Origin of the sequence: Photobacterium kishitanii (assembly GCF_000613045.3) — a bacterium.
GTDB lineage: Bacteria > Pseudomonadota > Gammaproteobacteria > Enterobacterales > Vibrionaceae > Photobacterium > Photobacterium kishitanii.
Genome location: NZ_LN794353.1, coordinates 1,258,595 through 1,279,884, shown reverse-complemented (window position 1 = coordinate 1,279,884; position 21,290 = coordinate 1,258,595). Strand labels below are relative to the sequence as shown.

The 21,290-nt window shown below is 38.2% G+C and carries 11 protein-coding genes and 1 tRNA gene; 1 reads left to right on the top strand and 11 read right to left on the bottom strand.

Annotation, left to right across the window (positions count from 1 at the left end; translation table 11 throughout):
* Position 1: 1 nt before the first annotated feature.
* The 8 genes from PPBDW_RS20630 to PPBDW_RS20595 all read right to left on the bottom strand — a co-directional run bounded on the left by PPBDW_RS20630 (position 2) and on the right by PPBDW_RS20595 (position 9,872).
* Complete coding sequence (locus PPBDW_RS20630) at positions 2-1,756, bottom strand: hydrogenase large subunit (protein ID WP_036792276.1); 1,755 nt, start codon at positions 1,754-1,756, stop codon at positions 2-4.
* Positions 1,757-1,765: 9 nt separating this feature from the next.
* Positions 1,766-2,719, bottom strand: coding sequence for a respiratory chain complex I subunit 1 family protein (locus tag PPBDW_RS20625; protein WP_036792273.1), 954 nt, complete (start codon positions 2,717-2,719; stop codon positions 1,766-1,768).
* Positions 2,719-4,650: a proton-conducting transporter transmembrane domain-containing protein gene (locus PPBDW_RS20620; protein WP_036792269.1), complete on the bottom strand. Its 1,932-nt coding sequence runs from the start codon at positions 4,648-4,650 to the stop codon at positions 2,719-2,721. The genes PPBDW_RS20625 and PPBDW_RS20620 overlap by 1 nt, the downstream gene beginning before the upstream one ends.
* A complete protein-coding gene (locus tag PPBDW_RS20615) occupies positions 4,647-5,261 on the bottom strand; it encodes a 4Fe-4S dicluster domain-containing protein (RefSeq protein ID WP_036792267.1) in 615 nt (204 codons plus the stop codon). Before PPBDW_RS20615 ends, PPBDW_RS20620 begins: the two co-directional genes overlap by 4 nt.
* 337 nt (positions 5,262-5,598) lie before the next feature.
* Positions 5,599-7,440, bottom strand: coding sequence for a selenocysteine-specific translation elongation factor (gene selB / locus PPBDW_RS20610; RefSeq protein WP_036792265.1), 1,842 nt, complete (start codon positions 7,438-7,440; stop codon positions 5,599-5,601).
* Positions 7,440-8,858, bottom strand: a complete 1,419-nt coding sequence (gene selA, locus PPBDW_RS20605; RefSeq protein ID WP_243423032.1) for an L-seryl-tRNA(Sec) selenium transferase — start codon at positions 8,856-8,858, stop codon at positions 7,440-7,442. Before selA ends, selB begins: the two co-directional genes overlap by 1 nt.
* A 99-nt stretch (positions 8,859-8,957) precedes the next feature.
* Positions 8,958-9,049 (bottom strand) — tRNA-Sec (locus PPBDW_RS20600).
* Positions 9,050-9,266: 217 nt separating this feature from the next.
* Positions 9,267-9,872 carry a hypothetical protein gene (locus PPBDW_RS20595; protein ID WP_036792264.1) on the bottom strand — a complete coding sequence of 202 codons (606 nt, stop codon included), beginning with the start codon at positions 9,870-9,872 and terminating at the stop codon, positions 9,267-9,269.
* 61 nt (positions 9,873-9,933) lie between these two features.
* Between PPBDW_RS20595 and PPBDW_RS20590 the strand changes: the two genes are divergently transcribed.
* Positions 9,934-11,052 carry an SEL1-like repeat protein gene (locus PPBDW_RS20590; RefSeq protein ID WP_036792262.1) on the top strand — a complete coding sequence of 373 codons (1,119 nt, stop codon included), beginning with the start codon at positions 9,934-9,936 and terminating at the stop codon, positions 11,050-11,052.
* A gap of 161 nt (positions 11,053-11,213) precedes the next feature.
* Here the strand turns inward: PPBDW_RS20590 and PPBDW_RS20585 are convergent, their stop codons facing one another.
* From PPBDW_RS20585 to PPBDW_RS20575, 3 genes are read right to left on the bottom strand one after another with little or no spacing between them, the layout of a single operon-like run.
* The gene (locus PPBDW_RS20585) at positions 11,214-13,979 is read right to left on the bottom strand and encodes a COG1470 family protein (protein ID WP_036792259.1); all 2,766 of its coding nucleotides are present in this window, start codon (positions 13,977-13,979) and stop codon (positions 11,214-11,216) included.
* Between the two features lie 17 nt (positions 13,980-13,996).
* On the bottom strand, positions 13,997-14,539 hold the full coding sequence (locus PPBDW_RS20580; RefSeq protein WP_045043370.1) for an OmpA family protein: 543 nt from the start codon (positions 14,537-14,539) through the stop codon (positions 13,997-13,999).
* Positions 14,540-14,552: 13 nt separating this feature from the next.
* A complete protein-coding gene (locus tag PPBDW_RS20575) occupies positions 14,553-21,212 on the bottom strand; it encodes a DUF11 domain-containing protein (protein ID WP_036792258.1) in 6,660 nt (2,219 codons plus the stop codon).
* Positions 21,213-21,290 lie beyond the last annotated feature (78 nt).

Sequence of the window (21,290 nt, the reverse complement as noted above, 5' to 3'; positions counted from 1 at the left end):
CCTAAAGCTTGAATGGCGAGTTCTTGCGGTCAATGCTGTATTGCTCAATCGCTTTATAAGGAACAGTTTTACTGCGCTGCTTTTTAGTATCAACAATCGTTACACGGTCAGTACATGAGTAGCATGGATCTAAACTACCAATAATTAACGGCGCATCAGCCACAGTGTTACCACGTAACATGTAACGTAATGTTGGCCAGTTAGCATATGTCGCCGCACGACAACGCCAGCGGAACAATTTCTGGTTATCGCCAGTCATACTCCAGTGTACGTTTTCACCACGTGGTGCTTCAGTAAAACCAAGCGCAAATTTGTTAGGTTTGTAATCAAAACCTTCAGTTAAAATTGCACCTGGCGGTAAGTGATCAAGACCGTACTCAATCACATTTAATGATTCAAACACTTCACGCACACGTACCATTACTCGTGAGAATACGTCACCATTTTCCATAACTTGAATATCAATTGGCACGCTGCCGTATGATTCTAATGATTGACCATGAACTGTTCGTACATCGCGGTTAAAACCACTTGCTCGAATTAGCGGCCCCACTGGACTGTAATCGCGTGCAATTTGCTTAGTTAGAATACCTACGCCTTCAGTACGGCTACCGATATTCGGTGTCGCAAGTAAAACATCAACCAATTCAGAAAACTTCTGACGAACTTCTTTAACCATCGCGATGCCTTTAACGCGTTGATCCTTTAAGAAATCACGACGTACACCACCAATTAAATTCATACCGTAAGTTTTACGCGCGCCTGTTAGCAATTCAGCGAGTTCCATCGTTTTTTCACGAACACGGAAAAACTGCATAAAGCCAGAGTCAAAACCAACAAAGTGACTTGATAAACCGATGTTTAATAAGTGGCTATGTAGACGTTCAACTTCAAGTAATACCGTACGGATCATCTTGGCACGGAATGGCACATCAACGGATAACGCATTTTCAATGGTGTTGCTGTAACCGACACTGTGGGTAAAACCACAAATACCACAAACACGATCTGTTAGCTGCGCGACTTCATGGTAACCCATGCGTGTCTCAGCTAATTTTTCCATACCACGGTGGACATAGAACATACGGTAATCGGCATCGACAATGTCTTCGCCATCAACAAACAAACGGAAGTGACCCGGCTCATCAGAAGTAATATGTAATGGACCAACAGGTACGATACGGTTGCTATCATCACCTAACTGGTTATCAAACTGATAAGTTTCAGTTTCTGTAGTAGGTTGTGGACGCTGACGGTAATCCATCGCATCTTTACGTAATGGGTGCAGATTCTCAGGCCAGTCATCCGGTAGCACTAAACGACGCTCATCAGGTAAACCTACAGGGCGCAAACCGTACATATCACGGATCTCACGCTCGCCCCATACTGCTGCTGGAATGGTCGGTGTAATAGAAATAAATTCTTGGCTATTGGCATCGACCAAAACTTTAACCGTCACCCAGCTTTTCACTTCACCTTCCATAGAAAGCGCGTGATATACCGCAAAGTGACCATTTAAGCTGCGCTCATCATTACCAAACGTTACTGTTAACCAGCCGCCTTGATCATAATAAAGCCATTTCATCACCTCAACCAACGAGGTCATTTTAACGGTGATAGTAACTTGGTTTTCTGTTTGCCATTCTTCATCAATAATCGCGGATGGAAAGAAATGATTCACACCATCGACATAGTTTTTACCAATACGACCCGCTTGTGGCTGCGAGTGAAATTGTTGAGATGTATTGTTTGTCATATCTATTACTTACCAACCAAAAATTAAAAAAATCAGTGCCAATACAGCCACTAAAAACGCAGGAAAAATCGCACGATGAACCTGAGTAAAACGCACTCGCGCCATAGTGTTTTCAACTAGACCCGCAATCAAGAACACCACAAACAATTTAATCAACAAAATAAGAGTTGCTGAAAATAAGCCACCGAAACTCAAGCTGCTTGCTTTCCCCCACGGAATGAAAATCGCAAGAAATAGCTGTGCAACTACAAGTTGTTTTAGGCCTAAACCTAATTTAACCATTGCCAATGCAGAACCTGAATATTCTGTAGCAGGACCCTCTTGAAGCTCTTGTTCTGCTTCTGCGCTATCAAACGGTACTTTGCCCATCTCGATAAATAGCGCGAAAGCACACACAACACCCGCAAGAATAATCGTCAATGGATGATGCCACTCATTATTTGCTAACGCATGGCTAATATAGCCTAAGTCAGTGGTACCTACACTCAGTGCTACCACGACAATTGAGAGGATTAAAATGGGTTCAACCAAAATACCTAGTGTTAATTCACGGCTACTACCCATACCCGCAAACATACTGTTTGAATCAATACCTGATAGGGCGAAGAAGAACCGGAAAATCGCTAACAAGTAAATGTCAGTAATAATGTCACCAGAAATTGGAAACGGTGACACTTGCGTTACGGTCGGTAATGCCATACCAATTAATAGCATCGTGACCACAAGTACCCATGGCATGATCCAAAAAATAAAGCCGGAATTAGCAGGAGCAACAGATTGACGACGTAATAATTTGGCAATATCACGATAGTCTTGCAAAACACCCGGCCCTTGGCGCGAATGGATTTTGGCACGAATAACGCGAGAGAAACCGGTAGCGAGTGGCGCTAACATCAGCATTAATATGGCTTGGACAATCGCTAATACAATCCAACCCGCTGTTGGCATTTCAAGTGGGGACATTAGAGACTAACTCCTGAAATGAGAGGAACAAACAACAACACAACTACCACAGCAATAATGCAGAATCGACAGACTTTACGGCTATCTAATGTTGGTGTTTCACTACCATTACTTAAATAAGGCAGTACAAATCGCTCCGTAAATGACGTTTGGCGATTGTTATAAATAAACCCAAACATATGACGCATCGGACGAGTAATACTCGCAGCAGAAACTGTCATTTTTTGTTCATATTGATAACCACATGCCCAAGGATCACCTTGGTGACGGCGAGCAAGACGACGTTGACGGAATGCATAAAGTAATGCTGCAGGCACTAAGGTTAAGAGCATCAGTGCAATCGCAATCACGGGGGTAGAAAGAATTGCTTGGTCAGCCACGGCTGGGTAAACAGTTAAACCATGTGCAACCGTTATTGGCGCCATGTTCAACATTGAAGATGCAATTGATGAGAAATAAGGCGCAATCCACGGAGCACATACACCAAGTACAACACACAATACAGCCAGTGATGTCGTCGCAGTGATCATCGCAGGACCCACTTCGCGAGTATTCGCAGCACGTTCTGTTTTTGGCGCGCCAGTAAAACAAATACCGTACACTTTCACAAAACACATACAAGCTAATGCACCAGTAAAGGCCAGCATTACCATGCCGAATGGACCAAATAGTAAGTTCGCTACTGTGCCTACTTTACCCATGCTAAATAGTGATTGGTAAATAAACCACTCAGAAACAAAACCATTTAATGGTGGTAATGCACAAATTGCCAAAGTACCAATTAAGAACGCAGCAGCAGTCTTAGGCATTGTTTTTGCCAAGCCGCCCATGTCATCCATTTCTTTAGTATGCATGCGGAATACGATTGAACCAGAACCTAAACATAATAGGCCCTTGAATACTGCGTGATTTAATAAGTGGTATAAGCCACCTAATAGACCTAGCAGTGCCAAGACTGGATGATGAGATGCAATACCAATCATACTAACGCCAACACCGATTAGGATGATGCCGATATTTTCAATGGTGTGGTACGCTAATAAACGTTTGATATCGTGTTCTGCTAGTGCATACATTACGCCAAGAACAGAAGATACGGCACCAAAGATTAACACAAGGAAACCCCACCATAATTGGGTTGCGCCAAGGAATAAAATCGCAAACTTCAAAATACCGTAGATGCCGATCTTAACCATTACGCAAGAAATTAAGGTTGAGCAATATGACGGTGCAATTGGATACGCTTTCGGTAACCAACCATGCAAGCCAATACCCGCAGCTTTAATTCCGAAACCAACCAATGCCAGTAGGAACACTAACGATGCCAGCGCGCCAGTAACAGGGTTTTGCATAATTGCACTGAATTGATAGCTATCGGCATGAGAAGCAACAATCATAAATGCGACGACAACTAATAGACTTGCAGCATGATCGGCAATAAAATACTGCAAACCTGCTTTTTTACTTTTAGCACTGCCATCACTAATGACTATCAGCCACGAAGCCAGTGAAATGATCTCCATAAAAACAATAAAGACCATTACATTAGCTGACACCACAATTGCTGTCATCGCTGCTGCAAAAATATTGAAAAGTACATTAACTTTCCAACCACCTTTGCCGTAGTATTCTTCAAGATAGTTAATCGAATAAACAGATGCAGCCATCGTTACCACAGAAATAACCACCACCATCAGTGCTGATAACATATCCATGGTAAACCAGTGACTCATTGCTGCTGTCGCATCGGCAGTATCGTAACCTGTAACTATAGTGCTAATACCTGCAATGATGCCAAACAGGCCACCAAAGGCACTGATCACACCGGCAAGGCGTAAACTTTCTTGTTCATACTTACGTCCTTGGTACGATAAAATCGCAGCCACGGCATAACTGATTACAGCAAAACAAACTAAAACTAATGGGCTCATCGTGTTACTGCTCCACCTTTGGCTGACGCTGAACTATCTGCCGCACACTCACGTTTAATATCACGCGCTTTAGCAATATTAGCTTCATCGATCATCACGATCGCTTGTGTTGGACAGACTTCAGCACAGGCTGGTCCTTGTTCACGGAAACCACACAAATCACATTTAACAGCAATGCTCTTTACTCCAGGTTCCCAAGCAAGAATATCTTGACCAAATGTGCTTGGAATTGAAGTTGAAGGGTTACTTGAACGAATGGTTGAAGGGATATAGGTATCATAACTATTTGCCATCGCAACAGGTCGACTACCATCAAAAGCGATTGCACCAAAAGGACAAGCAACAGCACATAAAGTACAACCTACGCATAATGTTTCATTAAGCATGACACGATCTTGTTGTTTGGTGATCGCTTGTACTGGACATACAGTGGCACAAGGTGCATCTTCACAATGACGACACATTACAGGCGCGGTAGCGTCATCTAGTTTAACCACGGTCAGGCGGGGATGGCTTTGCAGTCCTTGTTGTTTATGTACTGTCGAACATGCTGCCATGCAGGTGCCACAACCAATACACTTCTCAGGATCTGCAATTACAAAGCTTTTCATTGTCTACCTAGTCAATCGCAAAAAAACCTATTAAAGCAAGAAATATGCCACACAGGAATTATTTATATAGATCCTTTAATATCAATGAGTTAATAAAATGTAGTGGTTAAAAAATGCTTCCTTGTATAACAAATACAGACTTCCGTGTGTCATACCCTCCGCTATCGACACTCAATGTCGACACCTTTCGACATTAACTGTCGAAGCATATATTTCAGAAATCGTTTTTTCATCACATCACCAGCTGTTATATACAAAAATGCCCCTTACTTATCACTGCTTAAAGTAAGGGGCATCATTGCTTAACAATAAATCTCAAACATCACTTGCGTCGTATTTATTGCCATGCTTTTAAAATAATACGTTCATCATTATCACGCTTAACCCAACCATCTTTTTCCATTCGATTGGCAAGAGGAATTGAATATTTACGGCTTAGTTCTGTACGATCTTTTATATCTGTCATCGAAATACGATCATGGGGTTGATGATCAGCAATTACGGCTTTAACAAGCGCTAAATATACCCCCATATCAAAATAGATATTTTCATCAAGTGCGGTAATATATTTCTGATGACTTAATTGTCGTAACCACTTTTTACCACCCGTAATTTTTACTTTATTAAGCTCAAGACCTGCTTTACCAAACTGACGAATTTGATGCAAAATATCTAACGCTACTTGCGGCAAATCATCTTCATTATCACCTTGTCCGCTGCACCATTTACCGTAACTTAAATGGACTTTATCTTGCTGTTTCAAGCGCTGCATTATCAACTCAATCACAGCATCGTTGATTCGCAAACGACTGCATAATTCAGCTGAAGCCATAGAGATCCCGGCATTGAGTAATGTTTCGATCTGCAAAGATATATTGGCTAACCATTGGCTATCAAAACAAAATGGGGCGATGAAAGTTTGTTGTTCTAACGGTTTGAAATCAACTTCATGGCATTCAAAATACCCCTGTAATACTAACAACATCTGTCTTTGTGACTCTGGCTGTAATTGCTGGGGTAAATTATTCAACACATCATATAAACGGCGTTTTTGATAACCAAAGATATAATCAGTCCACACCACTTCTGCACCGTGCTGTAAACCACTACCGCCTTTTTGGATCATCGCTAATCGTTGTCCAAATAATAATGGCATTGGCTTTTCAAACACTAATCGTGCCAGCTCAGTATTAGGGATATAACTCAAACGTGCAGTACCATGCCACGTCCCCATTGCAACTTCCACTTGGCGTTGTTTTTTAACTTTTAACTTAAGCGCCGTTTTTGTTAATCGAACAATGCATTGATCACGTAAAGTGATTTGTTGATCCATGCCAGTTATCAAGTGTCCTCTGGCAACGTCTTTACGACCAACACCTTTGACATTAACAGCCACACGACATGTTGCCGAAACTGAAGTTAACTGTTGATGATAAGCTTGAATAGATCGCACAGTTCCAACAAGATTTGATGGCTGACAACGTACTTTATCACCAATCGCTAATTGCCCCTGCGCTAACGTACCAGTGAGAACTGTACCAATACCATTTACGACAAAGACCCGATCAATATACATTAAAGGCGCACTAACTTGGTCAGCGTCGATATTTTCATCACTACTAGCTGGCACGACCACTTTATGACGAGCAATATTAACTTGTACTGTTTCAATCAAAAGCTGACGTAAAGCAGCAATATTGTCTTTTTTTAACGCAGAAACTGTAACAATTTCAGGTAACAATCCACTGCGTTCCATCACCTGTTCTAAAACTTGATCTTCTATTACTGCTAACTGTTCTGCGCTGACTTTATCGCGTTTGTTAATACACACCACAATATCTTCAATACCCATCGCATGGGCGACATCAAGGTGTGAAGTAGTCATTGGCATCCAGCCTTCATCAGCGGCAACCACCAATAGCAGCACATTCAAATGCCAGACACCAGCAACCATATTGCGTAAATAACGCTCATGACCAGGAACATCAACCACCCCGATGGTATTGCCATTATCGTCTTGAAAATGGGCAAAACCTAAATCCTGAGTCATCCCTAATTGCTGCTCATGAGGTCGCGCGGTTATCATGCCAGTTAATGCTTCGATAAGTGCGGTTTTTCCATGATCAACATGGCCAGCAAGACCAACCACGGCTTGATATTGTGTTGATGATGCCACCATTATTTAGCCTCAGTATGAGTGTAAGATTGAATATAATTATCAAGTTGAGCAATAAATGCCGCATGATCACTTTCTAATAAGGTCGCGACATTTAATAGCAGCTGATTACTATTAACATAACCAATAATGGGTATCGGCAAGTCACGTAACGCATCTAAATGTAACTGGGCTTTACCCGGTAAGGTAAGTTTTAGACCATAACAAGGATAAGTTTCACTTGGGATTGCACCACCACCAACTTGCATCACAAGAGGCACAGCCTGAACATAAGACTTCCAGCGTTGCGCCCATTGTTGAGCTAGAGATTGACTGTCTTTAGCACGATCTAACGCTTGCTGTGCCACACCAAATGCGGCAGGATTACGGTTTAATTTCTGGACTAATAATTGCTCTAGCATCGATAATACAATTCGTCCTGGACGGAAAGTACGCATCATCGGGTTCTTGGCTAATTGTTGGCAAAGCGTTTGGCAACCAGCAATAATACCTGCTTGCGGTCCACCGATAATTTTATCACCAGAAAAACACACTAAATCGGCGCCCATCTGCAAATAGCGCGGTAATGACACCTCACTTTGGGCGTATTGCTCTGACGATAAACCAGACCCTTGATCAATCACTAATGAAACATGTTCAGGTAAACGTTGAGCTACATCTTGAATATCAGGTGACTCAGTAAATCCCTGCATTGAAAAATTAGACTGATGCACCATTAATACCATCGCTGTATTTTCAGTGATCGCATTAATATAGTCATCGCTCGTAGTGATATTAGTAGTACCAACTTCAACTAACTTACACCCAGAAAGTGCTAAAATATCAGGAATACGAAAACCGCCACCAATTTGTACTTGCTCACCCCGTGACACTATAACTTCTTTGCCAGCCGCTAGAGCATGGAGGACTAAATATACTGATGCGGCGTTATTATTCACCACCACACAATCTTCAGCCCCTATCCACGAATGGATTAACGTTGATAATAGGCCATTACGATCACCACGCTTGCCATCACTTAGCTTCAATTCAAGATTGTTATAACCAGTATTAACTGCTTTTACATTGTCCCAAATTTGCTCATTAATTGGTGAACGCCCTAGATTGGTGTGCACTGCAATACCAGTAGCATTAATCACCCGCTGTTGACGACGTCGGTACAGTTGACGACAACTATTAAGCACTAATTCCATGACATCAATATTATTAACACCTTGGGTTTTAAAATCAGGGTGTTGACGAATAGACGTAAATAAGTCTCGCAAGGTATTGGTCACAACTGGACGGCTGAGTAAACGCACGTAGTCAGCTAAATTTGGATGCTGAAGTAATTGTTCAATTTGAGGTAAACGATAATTGATAGTTGAGATAGTTGATACTGTCGATGAAGAAGGTAGTTCTGAAGATGTTATCGTGGTCACGGTAAGTTCCTTGGCTGAATTGCAGACAACAGCACTCATACTATGGACTCAAAATGAGATAGTAAGAGTGGCAGAGGAACCATTTAAACGCGCGAAAAATGGCGGAAGAGGCAGGAATTGAACCTACCAAAGCTTATACAGCTCACATCGGTTTTGAAGACCGAGAAGGCCACCAGACCTCATCTCATTCCGAAATTCTCGTGCATAATAGTGTAACTGTCATTGTTATTATTTGATTTATATCAATTTGTAGCACAAATATCAAAATACCCACAAGGAATCAACTCAAGTGCGTAATATTTCATCATACAAAAGTTGATTTTTGTCATTACCACAATTTAAAAAGCCTTACGGCAGGCACTAATGCCGTAAGGCTAAGACAAAAAACATGTGGTTATAGTAATAACGTTATCTCACAACACCATTATCTTGCATATTTTCAATTAAAATATGAGTTAACTCAGCAATAATATCGTTCATATTGTTTGGATCAACTGACTCTGATGATGTTGACCAAATCGGCTTATGACTTTGTGTATCAAACAACGTAAATTCAACATTAACGAATTCGTACGATACGGTATAGCTATCATCATAAATATAACTATAAGAGTTATTATAATAATTATTAAATGAAAGCCCACTACTATAGCCTCCATAACCATAACGACTTCCTGGATAATTAATATTTTTTTCCTCAATATTAACTAATTTAGCAACAAAAACTGTTTGGGTATTATGTTTATTAATATACCCCGCTATATCACTTTTTGAAGGTAATCGATTAGGAAATAATTGCGAACTAGCAATAGCATTAACACCTTTCGCTTGTAAGTCTTGAACCATATCATCTTCAAATATACGTCTGATACGTAAATTATCAGACATAGCGACTACTAATGAACTTTTAATTGGCATTTTAGTATATGTCTTATCTACCCATGACGATGTTAAATTACTTGAAGCACATGCTGTTAATAACAAAAAGCATAATGAAATAAATATCACGCGCATAATACATCCCTTTAAGTTATGTTCTAAAATAACAATAGTACAGGGATAGGAGAAATCAATAATGAAAAGACTCATATTATCAAGTTTAATAATACTAACTAGCTGCTCAGCAGAAAATACTTTCCTACAAACAAATTCTAATATAGATACAAACAAACAAAACTTAATTTCGTCACAAAATAAAGACCAACAACAGTTTCCATTAACTACCGCTATTTTAGCTATTGAAGACAAAAAAACATCCGTTAATCAACGTAAATTATATCTTGATAAAATAATTTCTTACGCAAGGGACGATCCTGATGCAATGTTTTATTTAGCCGCTCTATATGAAGAAGGTAAATTAATTCCATTATCTGAAGATAAAGCACGTTCTCTTTATAAACAAGCCGCTGAAAAAGATCATCTCCTTAGTCGTTATTACTATGCTTTAATGTTAATTGATGGGCGAGGTGGTGATATTGACTACAAAGAAGCTGAATCACATTTGATAATTAACCATGAGAATCAACACATTCCATCATCCTATTCGCTCGGATACATCTACTTCAGACAACAACAACATTTAAAAGTTATTGAGCTTCTTAAAAATAACAAAAATAATAATGAATATTCAAATCATTTATTAGCGATTTCTTATCTGGAATTAAATCGTAATATTTCACAAGCTATAAATTTATTGCAACAATCAGCAGAAAAAGGCCATCAATACTCACATCTTCTGTTAGGTGACATTTATCATCATGGACTATATGATATCCCTATTGATACTAAAAAAAGTTTTACGCATTTAAAAACTGCAGCAGAGAATGAATTACCAGAAGCATTATTTGATCTTGCTATTTTAAGTATTGATAATTTAGAATTAATAGATAACGATATTAACATTGCTATTAACAATCTAAAATCAGCCGATGAAAAAGGATATCCTGCAGCAAGCTTTGAATTGGCAAAATTATATGATCAAGGTGAATTAATTAAACAAGACTTCAACGAAGCTATTTATTGGTATAAAAAGTCGGCATCTCATGGCAACAATAAAGCCATGTACAATTTAGCAAGTATTTATATAAATGGTGATGGTGTTAATTCATCAATTTCACAAGCTGAGTATTGGCTTAAAAAATCCGCTTTAAAAGGTAATAAACGAGCAATAAATATCCTTTCTAAAAATAACTAGTTTATTAATATAAATAAACAAAACCCTGTAATTACTTATTTAATCACAGGGTTTTATTTTAATAATTAAACATTATATTTATCTAAATAAAAAAACTTGCTTGATCAATAATAACCAAGCAAGGGTTTCCGTCAACAATAACGATAACTTTTAATTAGCTCTTATTTATCTATCCTTATACCAAATATTAATGTCTCTGAATTACCAGGAGTAACAGTACCGGCGGTACCCACAATAGCCCCCTGTCCCCCATTCGTTATCGGATTAATTGTTCCCGTCGTTATGGTTGGAATTGTGCCTGGAATTACAAGGAAAGTAGTAAATGTTGGTGCTGCGTCTGTTATTTTCACATTCACAGCATTTTTGATCCCGATGTTTTGCGCTTTTAGTTGATAAATAACACATTCATCAGGTGCTGCTGAAATATTATTGGTAGAGAACGGCCCATCCGCACTCCCATCACAGCCAGCATCTAACGCTTGCTCTTTAGTAACACTCATATTGGTGTTAGATATCGTCGTTGAATCTTGTACTGTCACCGTACCACAAGGAACTGTGGCTGTTACTGTTGTGATATTAGTTATACCTTCCGCAGAGTTCGGAGCTGAAAATACTTTCACAAAAAGAAGCTTACTCTCTTTAGCTGCTAATGTTGCAATTGACGTAATGGCAACATCTGCCGCTGATAAGTTTAAATCACTATCTGTATCTTCATAAATAATAGCGCTAAATCCAGTAATATTATTGGTTATAGTCAACGGAATATTATTAATAGCATCATTACTGGTATTAGTAATTGTATGCTTATAAACCCCTGACGATCCGACTGGAATTGTCATGCTTGAATCAGACACTAAACCAATACATAAACCACTATTATCTGTAGTTACAGCATCATGCTTAACATCGCTCACACCTGTAGTTGCTGATGATACTTTAAAATATATCGATTGAGTTACCGTGGGGCTAGTAATTGGTACGGTTACATCAGCATAAAATACCTGTGTCGCATCGGGTAAAACAACTGCGATATCCGAGATCTTAGCATTACTTATATTTTTAAATTCAACCGTCCAACCAGCAGGTAACACGCCAGCATTAAAATCAGTACTACTATATTCTAGTTGATAACCATCAGCGACAGCTGAAGTGTTGGTCACATATAATGTAAAGCGCGTTGTTTGACCAGGCACAACAACATTTGTCGTTACAGGTGTTGGCTCAGCTCCTGCACCAAAACCACAATTATCACTCGAGTCGTCACAATTATCTTCGGTTGTTGTCGCAGTTTCAGCTCTAAAATTATTAGTTAAATCAACGGTACTAGCTTCAATTGCCCCCAACTCATCAATGACTTTGTTTGTTATCGACGTATCATTAGATGATGTCGCGTGTTTAAAGACCTTAAAAGGACCTGTCCCCGAAAAGTTTGGCGGTAATGTTGCAATTAATACCACCTTATAACCACAATTATTTGATGAGTCAGTTACTTGATATGCACGACACGTTTCTCCCGTTGCAGGAATAATCCCAGTATCAGGATCTGATGTACCATCAGTATCTACCAATGGTGTTATACCATCACTTTTATAAAGGAAGAAACTGGTTCCTGTTGGGAAAGAAGATGTATCATAAGTAATATTAAACGTATCGGCTGAATTACCAATATTCCAAATATAATTAGTAAATGCAACACGTTCGCCCTGTTTAGCTGTAGGTACATTTACGGTTTCATGATTCGTATCGTCATTACCATCACAATTATTATCCGTACCAGCATCACAACCACCATTATTGGCAATAACACCAAAATTCATATTGACCCTAAATGGTACAATATTAGTGTTCGTGGTTTCTTTCTCTCCAGAATCAACTTGACCACTATTATCTGCATCAAAACCATATATACCGTTATTATATAACGTGTCAGCAGAAAGACCGTTAGCAATCATCACTTCAAATGAGATAGTTGCTGATTCACCAGAAGCAAGGCCATCCATTGTAAATTCAACTTCATCACGCACACTACATCCAGTATTAGGAGCGATACAGGTTGTGAACGTCAGATCTGAATTACCGTCGGTGCCATTTCCTCCACCTGTATTTGTCGTCGGTGTTAATTCTGTACCTGAAATACTCCAATTAACCGCGCCATTAAATTTCATACCTTCAGGTAAAATATCTTTTAAAATAACGCCATTTGTATTGGCAACGTCCATATTGGTTAAACCAACATTACTATAGGTAAAAGTCACGACATAAGGACCACTTGGAGAAGCACCATTATCGGCATTCATTGCTTTAGTAATTTCAATAATAGGTAAATCTGTCACCGTTACCGTATCTGTATTGGTTGCGTTACCAACTCCAGTACTTGATACCGGAATACCATCGACAACATCGCCTTGACTGGTGGCTTTAATCGTCAATGAATCAACATCACCCACAGTTGCCGTTGAATAAATATCAGCCACAATAACAAAAGAATATGTTTCATTCGGGGCTAAAGGACCAATAAGAGTTGTTCCTGATATAATGGGATCACCAACGTCAGCAATACCATCTTTAGGGTTCATATCAGGATAAATAGTCGCACTGCTAATAACGGTTGCAGGCAATGTTAAATCAAGCTTATAGGTATCAGTTACATTACCAGTGTTAGTTAACACATGTGTAAAAATAACCTTGCCATCAGGCGCACCTAATTTGGATTGATCTGACGTTAGCGTCATTGCAACTACAGGCTGAACAATAGTCTCAACTAAATTAGAGGTTGTACTTCTCTCAATACCAGCACTATCGCGGTATGTTGCTCCTGCCTGATTTTTAATAACCATACCGGACTCAGTCAATGCCATTGCACCAAAACTAAATAACAATGCAACTGTTATCAAAAATTTAGGAAGTAACCTGTAGAAAAAATTCATATGACGATCCTCGCCTATTATAAGCTATTTACTTTATTCATCATGAGAGGCTCTGATGGTAAAGACAGCTGATTAAAATAAAGATCTACTGGATTATGATTGGCATCAAGCAAAATAAGGTATGTTCTACGATTTACGACATTTTTTTGCTTATTATTTGTTTTTAGAAATAACTCATGTTCACCGGTGCCAATTAATACCATCCGTGAGTTTGCAATTCCTTGTGTTTGTAAATAATTACCCACGACTTCTGAACGACGCAATGATAATGCATTATTATATTCAACAGTTCCCGTTGGATCTGTGGCTCCAATAATTGCAATATTAAATGATGAGCGTTGTTTTAATACTTTAGCAACTTGATCTAGCTTACTTTTTTCTGCTGCCGTAATATTTGATTTATCAAAATCAAAATGAATAACACTAGGCCAAAGTAATGACTTAATCTCAGGGCATACTTTATTACATGCCAATTTACCGTAGTCTGTATATATTTCCCTATCATTTACACAACCACTTAAACAGGCACATACAAGCAATAAAAAGAATATAACTTTCATTATTTAATTACCTCTACTCGCTCAACCAGCCAAATAAACCTTCATCAAGCTTGAGCATTACATTGAAATAAAAACCTTGCAGGTTATAACCTTGAGGATCAAGATCACTATCATCAAAACCAATCACGTTATAGCCAATACCAGCACGTAAATTTTTCATTACTAGATAATTAATACCGACACCATATGAATAACGACGACTGCTTAATCCATCAGTACCTAATACGCCGGCATGGAGATCTAAATCCCAACGACGATTAATGTAATACAGAGCACGACCATCAATAATAGTAGATACTGAATTATAGTGTTGATCGTAATCGGTATAATCTTCCCACTTAATCCCTAGGCGTCCAGATAATAACCAATCCTTCGATGCTTGATAATTTTGATGGGTAGATAGAATATGCGCGATACGTTTAATATCATTCCGATCAACTTTCCACTCATAAGCACTCAACATGTTATAACGATTAGTTAAACGTGGACGATAAGCGATACCAACACTGAAGTGATTATTCCAATTATTAGTTGCCGATTTATTACTTATATAACGGTATTCTTCACGAACTAAGGCACTCCAATCTTGGCTTAACCGTGTTACCCATGCGCCTAAGATACCGTAATAATCTTGATCATCGCCATGACGATATTCAATTCGTCCTGTGGTCTTATAATTTGGGCTACGTACATCCGCAATGCCTAATGAAACAGCAACACCAGATTCACCCTCACCTTTTATGACTTCAATATATTCAGCCGCAGGATCAATACTAATACCAGGGATAACTTCAAACTTACCGCGGTAACCATTCGCAACTTCTAATATACGACCGTCTGACGCACCACGTTGACGGAACTCACTGAAAGTACTACCACCATGCTGCCAATCAACATCAATACCTGCAGTCAGTAAACTTGTAGTACCACTGCCTAAGTTACTAATACCGCCAATTGAGTCAATATATTCATATTGCGTATAGAGATTAGCTTGCTTATGAATATTCCAATCAGCTTGAAGTCTAAAGCGTCGTTGCTCATTACTCGTAAAGCTTTGCTCATATTCACTATCAATACGACCTGCTCGATTAAACAAGTTAAAGCTACGGCCAACACCTACAATGGCTGTTGTATATTGTTCCTTATCGCCATCACTGGTCTCATTCTTTATATACCGAGAGCCTAAACGGGTCGTCCATGCACTACCAAAGACTTTAGTATCAATCGTAGCACCAACAGATTGTTGTTTTTCATCTGTTGTTAAAGACTCTGAATGATTAGCTTCAATGTTTAAATTCGTTAAGCCAATCAATTTCTGACGGTGACGTAAACGAACTTCTTGACGTGCAGGTGTCACACCACCGGTTGTGTTAGTGAAACCTTCTTGAGCATAAGCATATTCAAGCTCTGTTTGTGAAGAATCAGCCCAGTCACGCTTTAAACGTAACTTAGCCGCAGTACCATTTTTAAGCTTATCTCCTGCTATTGATGAGGTCGTTACTGTATTAGCACTTTCACTACCTTCATGCGACATTGTCGCAACAGACGCTGTTAATTGGGTTTGACTATCAATATCATAATTAACCCAAAGGCTTCCAAGATCATAACCTTCTAACTCGTGATCGTTAGATTCATAGCTAATACCAACCGCTAAATATGGTGTAAATAGGTAAGATAAGCGACCCCCAGCAATAGTATAAGCTTCACCGTCATCATTAAGGTCGTAAGCAATACGTACTTTTATTGGATTAAGATCATCATCAAAGCTTGGAACTACTCGGTTAAACTGAATATCACCAGAAAAATAATCAATGGTGTAATCAATATAACGAGTTAAGCTACGCTCTCTTAATACTAAACCTGGATTATTTCGGTCATAGGTTACTAATGTTATTGTCTCAGTATGACGAACAATTCGTTGATCACCAATGTTGTAGAACATGGCAGTACCATTACCATTAATTTCAACAACTTTATGTAAATCATCAGGTCGTGCAGCATATAACTGCGCGATAAATTTACCATTGTTATACATACCATTGAAGCCATTTAGCGTTTGACTAGTGACACCTAAATCAGCTGTATCAGCTCCCTCTTGGGTGTTGTAGTCTCCCCACATAATGAAGTGACGTTCTTTCTCTAACTTAGCAAACCATTTGCTGGTACTTCTGGCATCATAACCACGGATACTCGCATCACCTGGTAATGGGTAATAGCTATCTGGTGATATTTCGCGTAGATACTCTTCGTCTGATTTATCACTATCATAGCTGAGTGTTAAGTGCATTCCGCCTTTAACATTACCTTTAACAAATAGAGCGGCACGCTCATCATCACTGTAACTACGATCTTCATATCCATCGGCTTGACGAGATGGTGTTTCACCACTCATTCGACCGTAACGTCCAGTATATTCAAGTAAACCAGAGACAAATAATGAGCGTTGCGCTGCAACTTGATAAACTTTTAAAGTATCTGAGAAATCATCAAGATTAGCCACAACCTCTATTTGGCCTGTCGCATCTGAACTACGTAGATAAACTATCTTTTCACCATTAATTACACGAACTTGATGACCCGTCTCTTGCTCTTGAATATCAGGGTCCAACCAAATATTCCCCTTATCTGTCGTTAATGTTACAAAATAAGTACCTCTTGCTAAGTTATTATTTTCATCTAATAACTGCAGTTTAATTGGTAATACAGAGCGTCCACCATCGGCTTTTAATACCTCACCATCAGTTGTTAAATTAATACGTTCTGCTGATTTAGGGTGTGAAAACACTTTAGTTAATAAAACACGGAAGTTACCAAAATTATCATTTACTTTTACTTCAACTAAATTGTCACCGGGTTCTAACTCAACACCATACCAACCAATAATTTGTGCATTTTTTTCCTTATTAATAATCCGCTCACCCATTTGATCATTATTAACAGCTTTACCATTGACATATAGGATAGGAAGATTATTACCTTTAACTACGACAATAAATCGACCGTGATAACTATAACTATTCTTTGGCCAATACCACGTTCCTTCCTTGGCTTCTGCTGCTGTAATTCTCATTACATCTTTTTCTGGTAATGGAATCATATCTGCTAACTGATTATTAATATTCAAACGTGATTCATATGGAATACGGTTATAAATCGTTGGCACAGTCATCGTTGCAATATTTTTTTCAGCTAATATTTTTTCCAACTTAAGTAAATTGTCTTCTTGATGTGAAAATCCAATTCTTATTGCTTCTTTATTTGAATCAATACGATAAATATAAGCCTCATCTTTAATATCTACAGGCAATATTTTATATAGATTCTCTATTTCTTGTTTATTTCCAGACTTATATTCCAAAGCATAACCACTATATGAATATAACATTGGACTCACTAGAGTTGGAACTTGCTGACTATTATTAGGTGCCGAATTAGGGCCACTCACAATCCCTGACTCTAGTTCTCCTACTTTAGGTTTTAGTGTATTCTTTTTTAAGCCTGTAAATTTTTCAGCTGTCTCAAATAACCAATCACCATTTATATTATTATTTCTTCCTTGTAACTCTTCATAAATAGCTTGCTGGTTATCCATTGGACATGGGGCAACAAAGTCAGCTTTATGGAACTCACCACGTCTTAAGTCAACAAATCGAGAATCACCAACACCAGCATTCCGCGTATCTATTGGCATTAGCTCAATTCCAGTAGGTAATGTTAACTTATCGACTTTCAGAACATGATTACCATGTTTGATACCAAACATTGAATACTGACCATTTTCATCAGTAATAACATAATCACCCGTTTCTAAATAAATTTTCACACCACCAATCGGCCACATACTATTTTTAATTTCATCACTACATTGAGCATCAACATAGACTTTACCAAAAATAATACCGCGCTCTGACATCACCCCTGTTTGAGTAATCCCTAGCTGATACTTGGCAATATTAGAAATAATAGGGAAACCATCATCACCCGCACTCACATCACTACTTGTCGCTAATGTATGTGCAATAGCAGAAGCTGAATTAATGCCGTCAGAATCAATAGCACCAGCAGTTAATTGCAGTACATAAGTAATAACATATATACCTCTATTAGGCTCAACTGCGCTACCATCAACATTTCCAATGTTAAAACGGACTGTAGATGTACCTATTTTTTCAGGATCAGCCAGTGGTTTATCATTCAACCGCGAGCTTCCAGGCATATATTTAAAACCATATGGGAGTTCATCAATAACACGCGTATTGTATACTGTTGCATTGGGTAAATTATTACGCAACGTTAAAGTATATTTAACAAACTCACCAATTTCAGCCGTCTCTTTATCTGCATCTTTTTGTAATGTTAAGCGATGTTCTAACCCAACAGGATCTAACGGAATATCAAATATATGTACTATAGTGCCCGTTGCATTAGGTACAAGACTTGTTATTCCTTCAAATGTAGGTAGACCATTTAATGATTGAATATAAAATAAGCCTGAATTCGCAACCCCCGAATACCCATTAACACCATAAGATGGAGCACCCACACTATATGTATTAAAAACAGTCGGATCGGTATATTTTGTTGGCCATGTATATTCATCAATTGGCTCGACAACAATAAAATAACCTTCAGCCGTTACTGGTAATTTAGGAAATAGGATTTTACCTCTTTCATTAGATGTTGCACTGACAACTGGCTCACCTAATACTTGAGGTACTTGGCCATTAACCGTATTGTAAAACTTAACAATATTTCCAGCTAAACCCGAGATAATCTGATTATTACTATCCGTTAAAAAATGTGTTGAATCAAAGACAGTTAATTGAGGGCTAACTTTAGCCGTTGTACGAAGATTCGTACTTGTTCCATCCTTTTTGTATACCTCTATCGTTAATATATCATTAGGATTCGCTTCAATTCGACAATTAGTAGGTGTTGAACCATTGAAACTATTCGCTGTTAAATTGATATAATCATTAGCTTTTGTTTGTATTTCCTCATTGGAATTCCCTGTCAGATCAAAATTATCACAATGTTCATTACCAAGACGTTCACGAGGACTATCAGCATTTTCAGGTAAAACCGTAAATATAGGAACAACACTTCTAAAAACACCCGTATTGGCCCCAGTCTCAACAAAAACCCAATTCAACTCATCACCAAATTGAGATGTTATTACAACAGGAAAATTAGAATCTTTAGATCCAATTACATCTATTTCCCCTCGATTCTCATTCGCTGGTGAATATTTAAAATAAGCGTATACTGCATCTAATTTATTATCGAAATTAGGGGTCTCATTAAGATAGTAAAAGTCTGCTGATGCAAAATCTAATCCATCTGAATAATTAAGATTCGAATCTTGAGCATCAATACTAATAGTTTGAAAACTAATATTAGTATCGCCGCTATATTCTAACTGTATATTATTTAAAGTATTACATTGCTCATTACTTTTCACATTTAGCGAATCATCACTAAGCAATTCTAAACTTGCTTGGCTATAAATTTTAAACGGTTCATCGCCAACAACATCATCAACAATAGAATAATAGGTGAAATGTCCGTTGGTATTAGGATCCATATGACTAGGTGTAACTAAGAATCCCATTTTTTCAACAATACCTTGACCATCCCAAATAGAATAATCAATCCATTTTAATAGTCTATCATTACCACCACTAATAATATTATCATAAAGTCCAACTAACACTATACCGCCATCAAACATTGATGTTGCAGGTATAATCGTTCGTGGTGAGTAATCTCTTGCTGGCTCCCCATTAATACGTTTATCAGGTTGAATCGTTATATTTGCAGGTAGCGCAACAGATATTAACAAACCAGCATGACTTACTTCTTCTAAACCATCACCACCATCACTAATAAAGAATGAATAAGGTTCAGTTGCAGCTTCTGGTCGCTCAGTACCGATACTGTCATAAGTCACTCTATATTCAATTTCATTCCCCTTTGAGACTAATTCCTGACAAACAGGGTCTGATAGAATAGCCAGATTCACTGCGGGGCCTTCACGTATAATTATTTGTTGCTCATTTTTACGTGTTATTTCAGGATCACCCACGGATTGTGTATTAAAAGAAAATAAATAATTATCATCATCTCTAGCTGTTGGTGGAACAATAACGACATACGTTAATTGTAAAAATTCACCGGGCTTTAAGATGGGTGTAATATAATGTCCATCTTCATCTTTTTCTAATTCTAACCGTCTTTCACCAGGATTATTTAAGCCATCACCATTAGGATCATAATAAATGATTATTTCATTATCCCGAGTATATATATCACCGGTATCTCCTTGTAAATTTTCAACAAATAAAGTGTATCTGTCTTTTATATTACCTGTATTTTCTAATACTTCGGGAAAAGTAACAATACTACCAGCAGCCGCAAATCGTGTTGATTCCGGTTCTGTCGTATTATCATCTTCAGGTGTTAATGCGTAGTCATAAACAACAGCAACTCTCACTGACGCATAATTCGATAATATAATTAATGTTTCACCAAGTTCAGTATTAAAATATCTCATCTCTGCTTGATTTAATATTTTAGTCCCTGCACTTGTCATAGAAAATGCATATGAACTCATACATAATAAAATGAATATAATAAAAACTTTCACTTTAAACATTAAATTTAAGAGTGCCATAAGCGCTCTCCACTGGCAAATAATTCAAAGATAGTTAGGCTTATTAAACTTATTTAAATTAAATAAGCTTAATAAGCC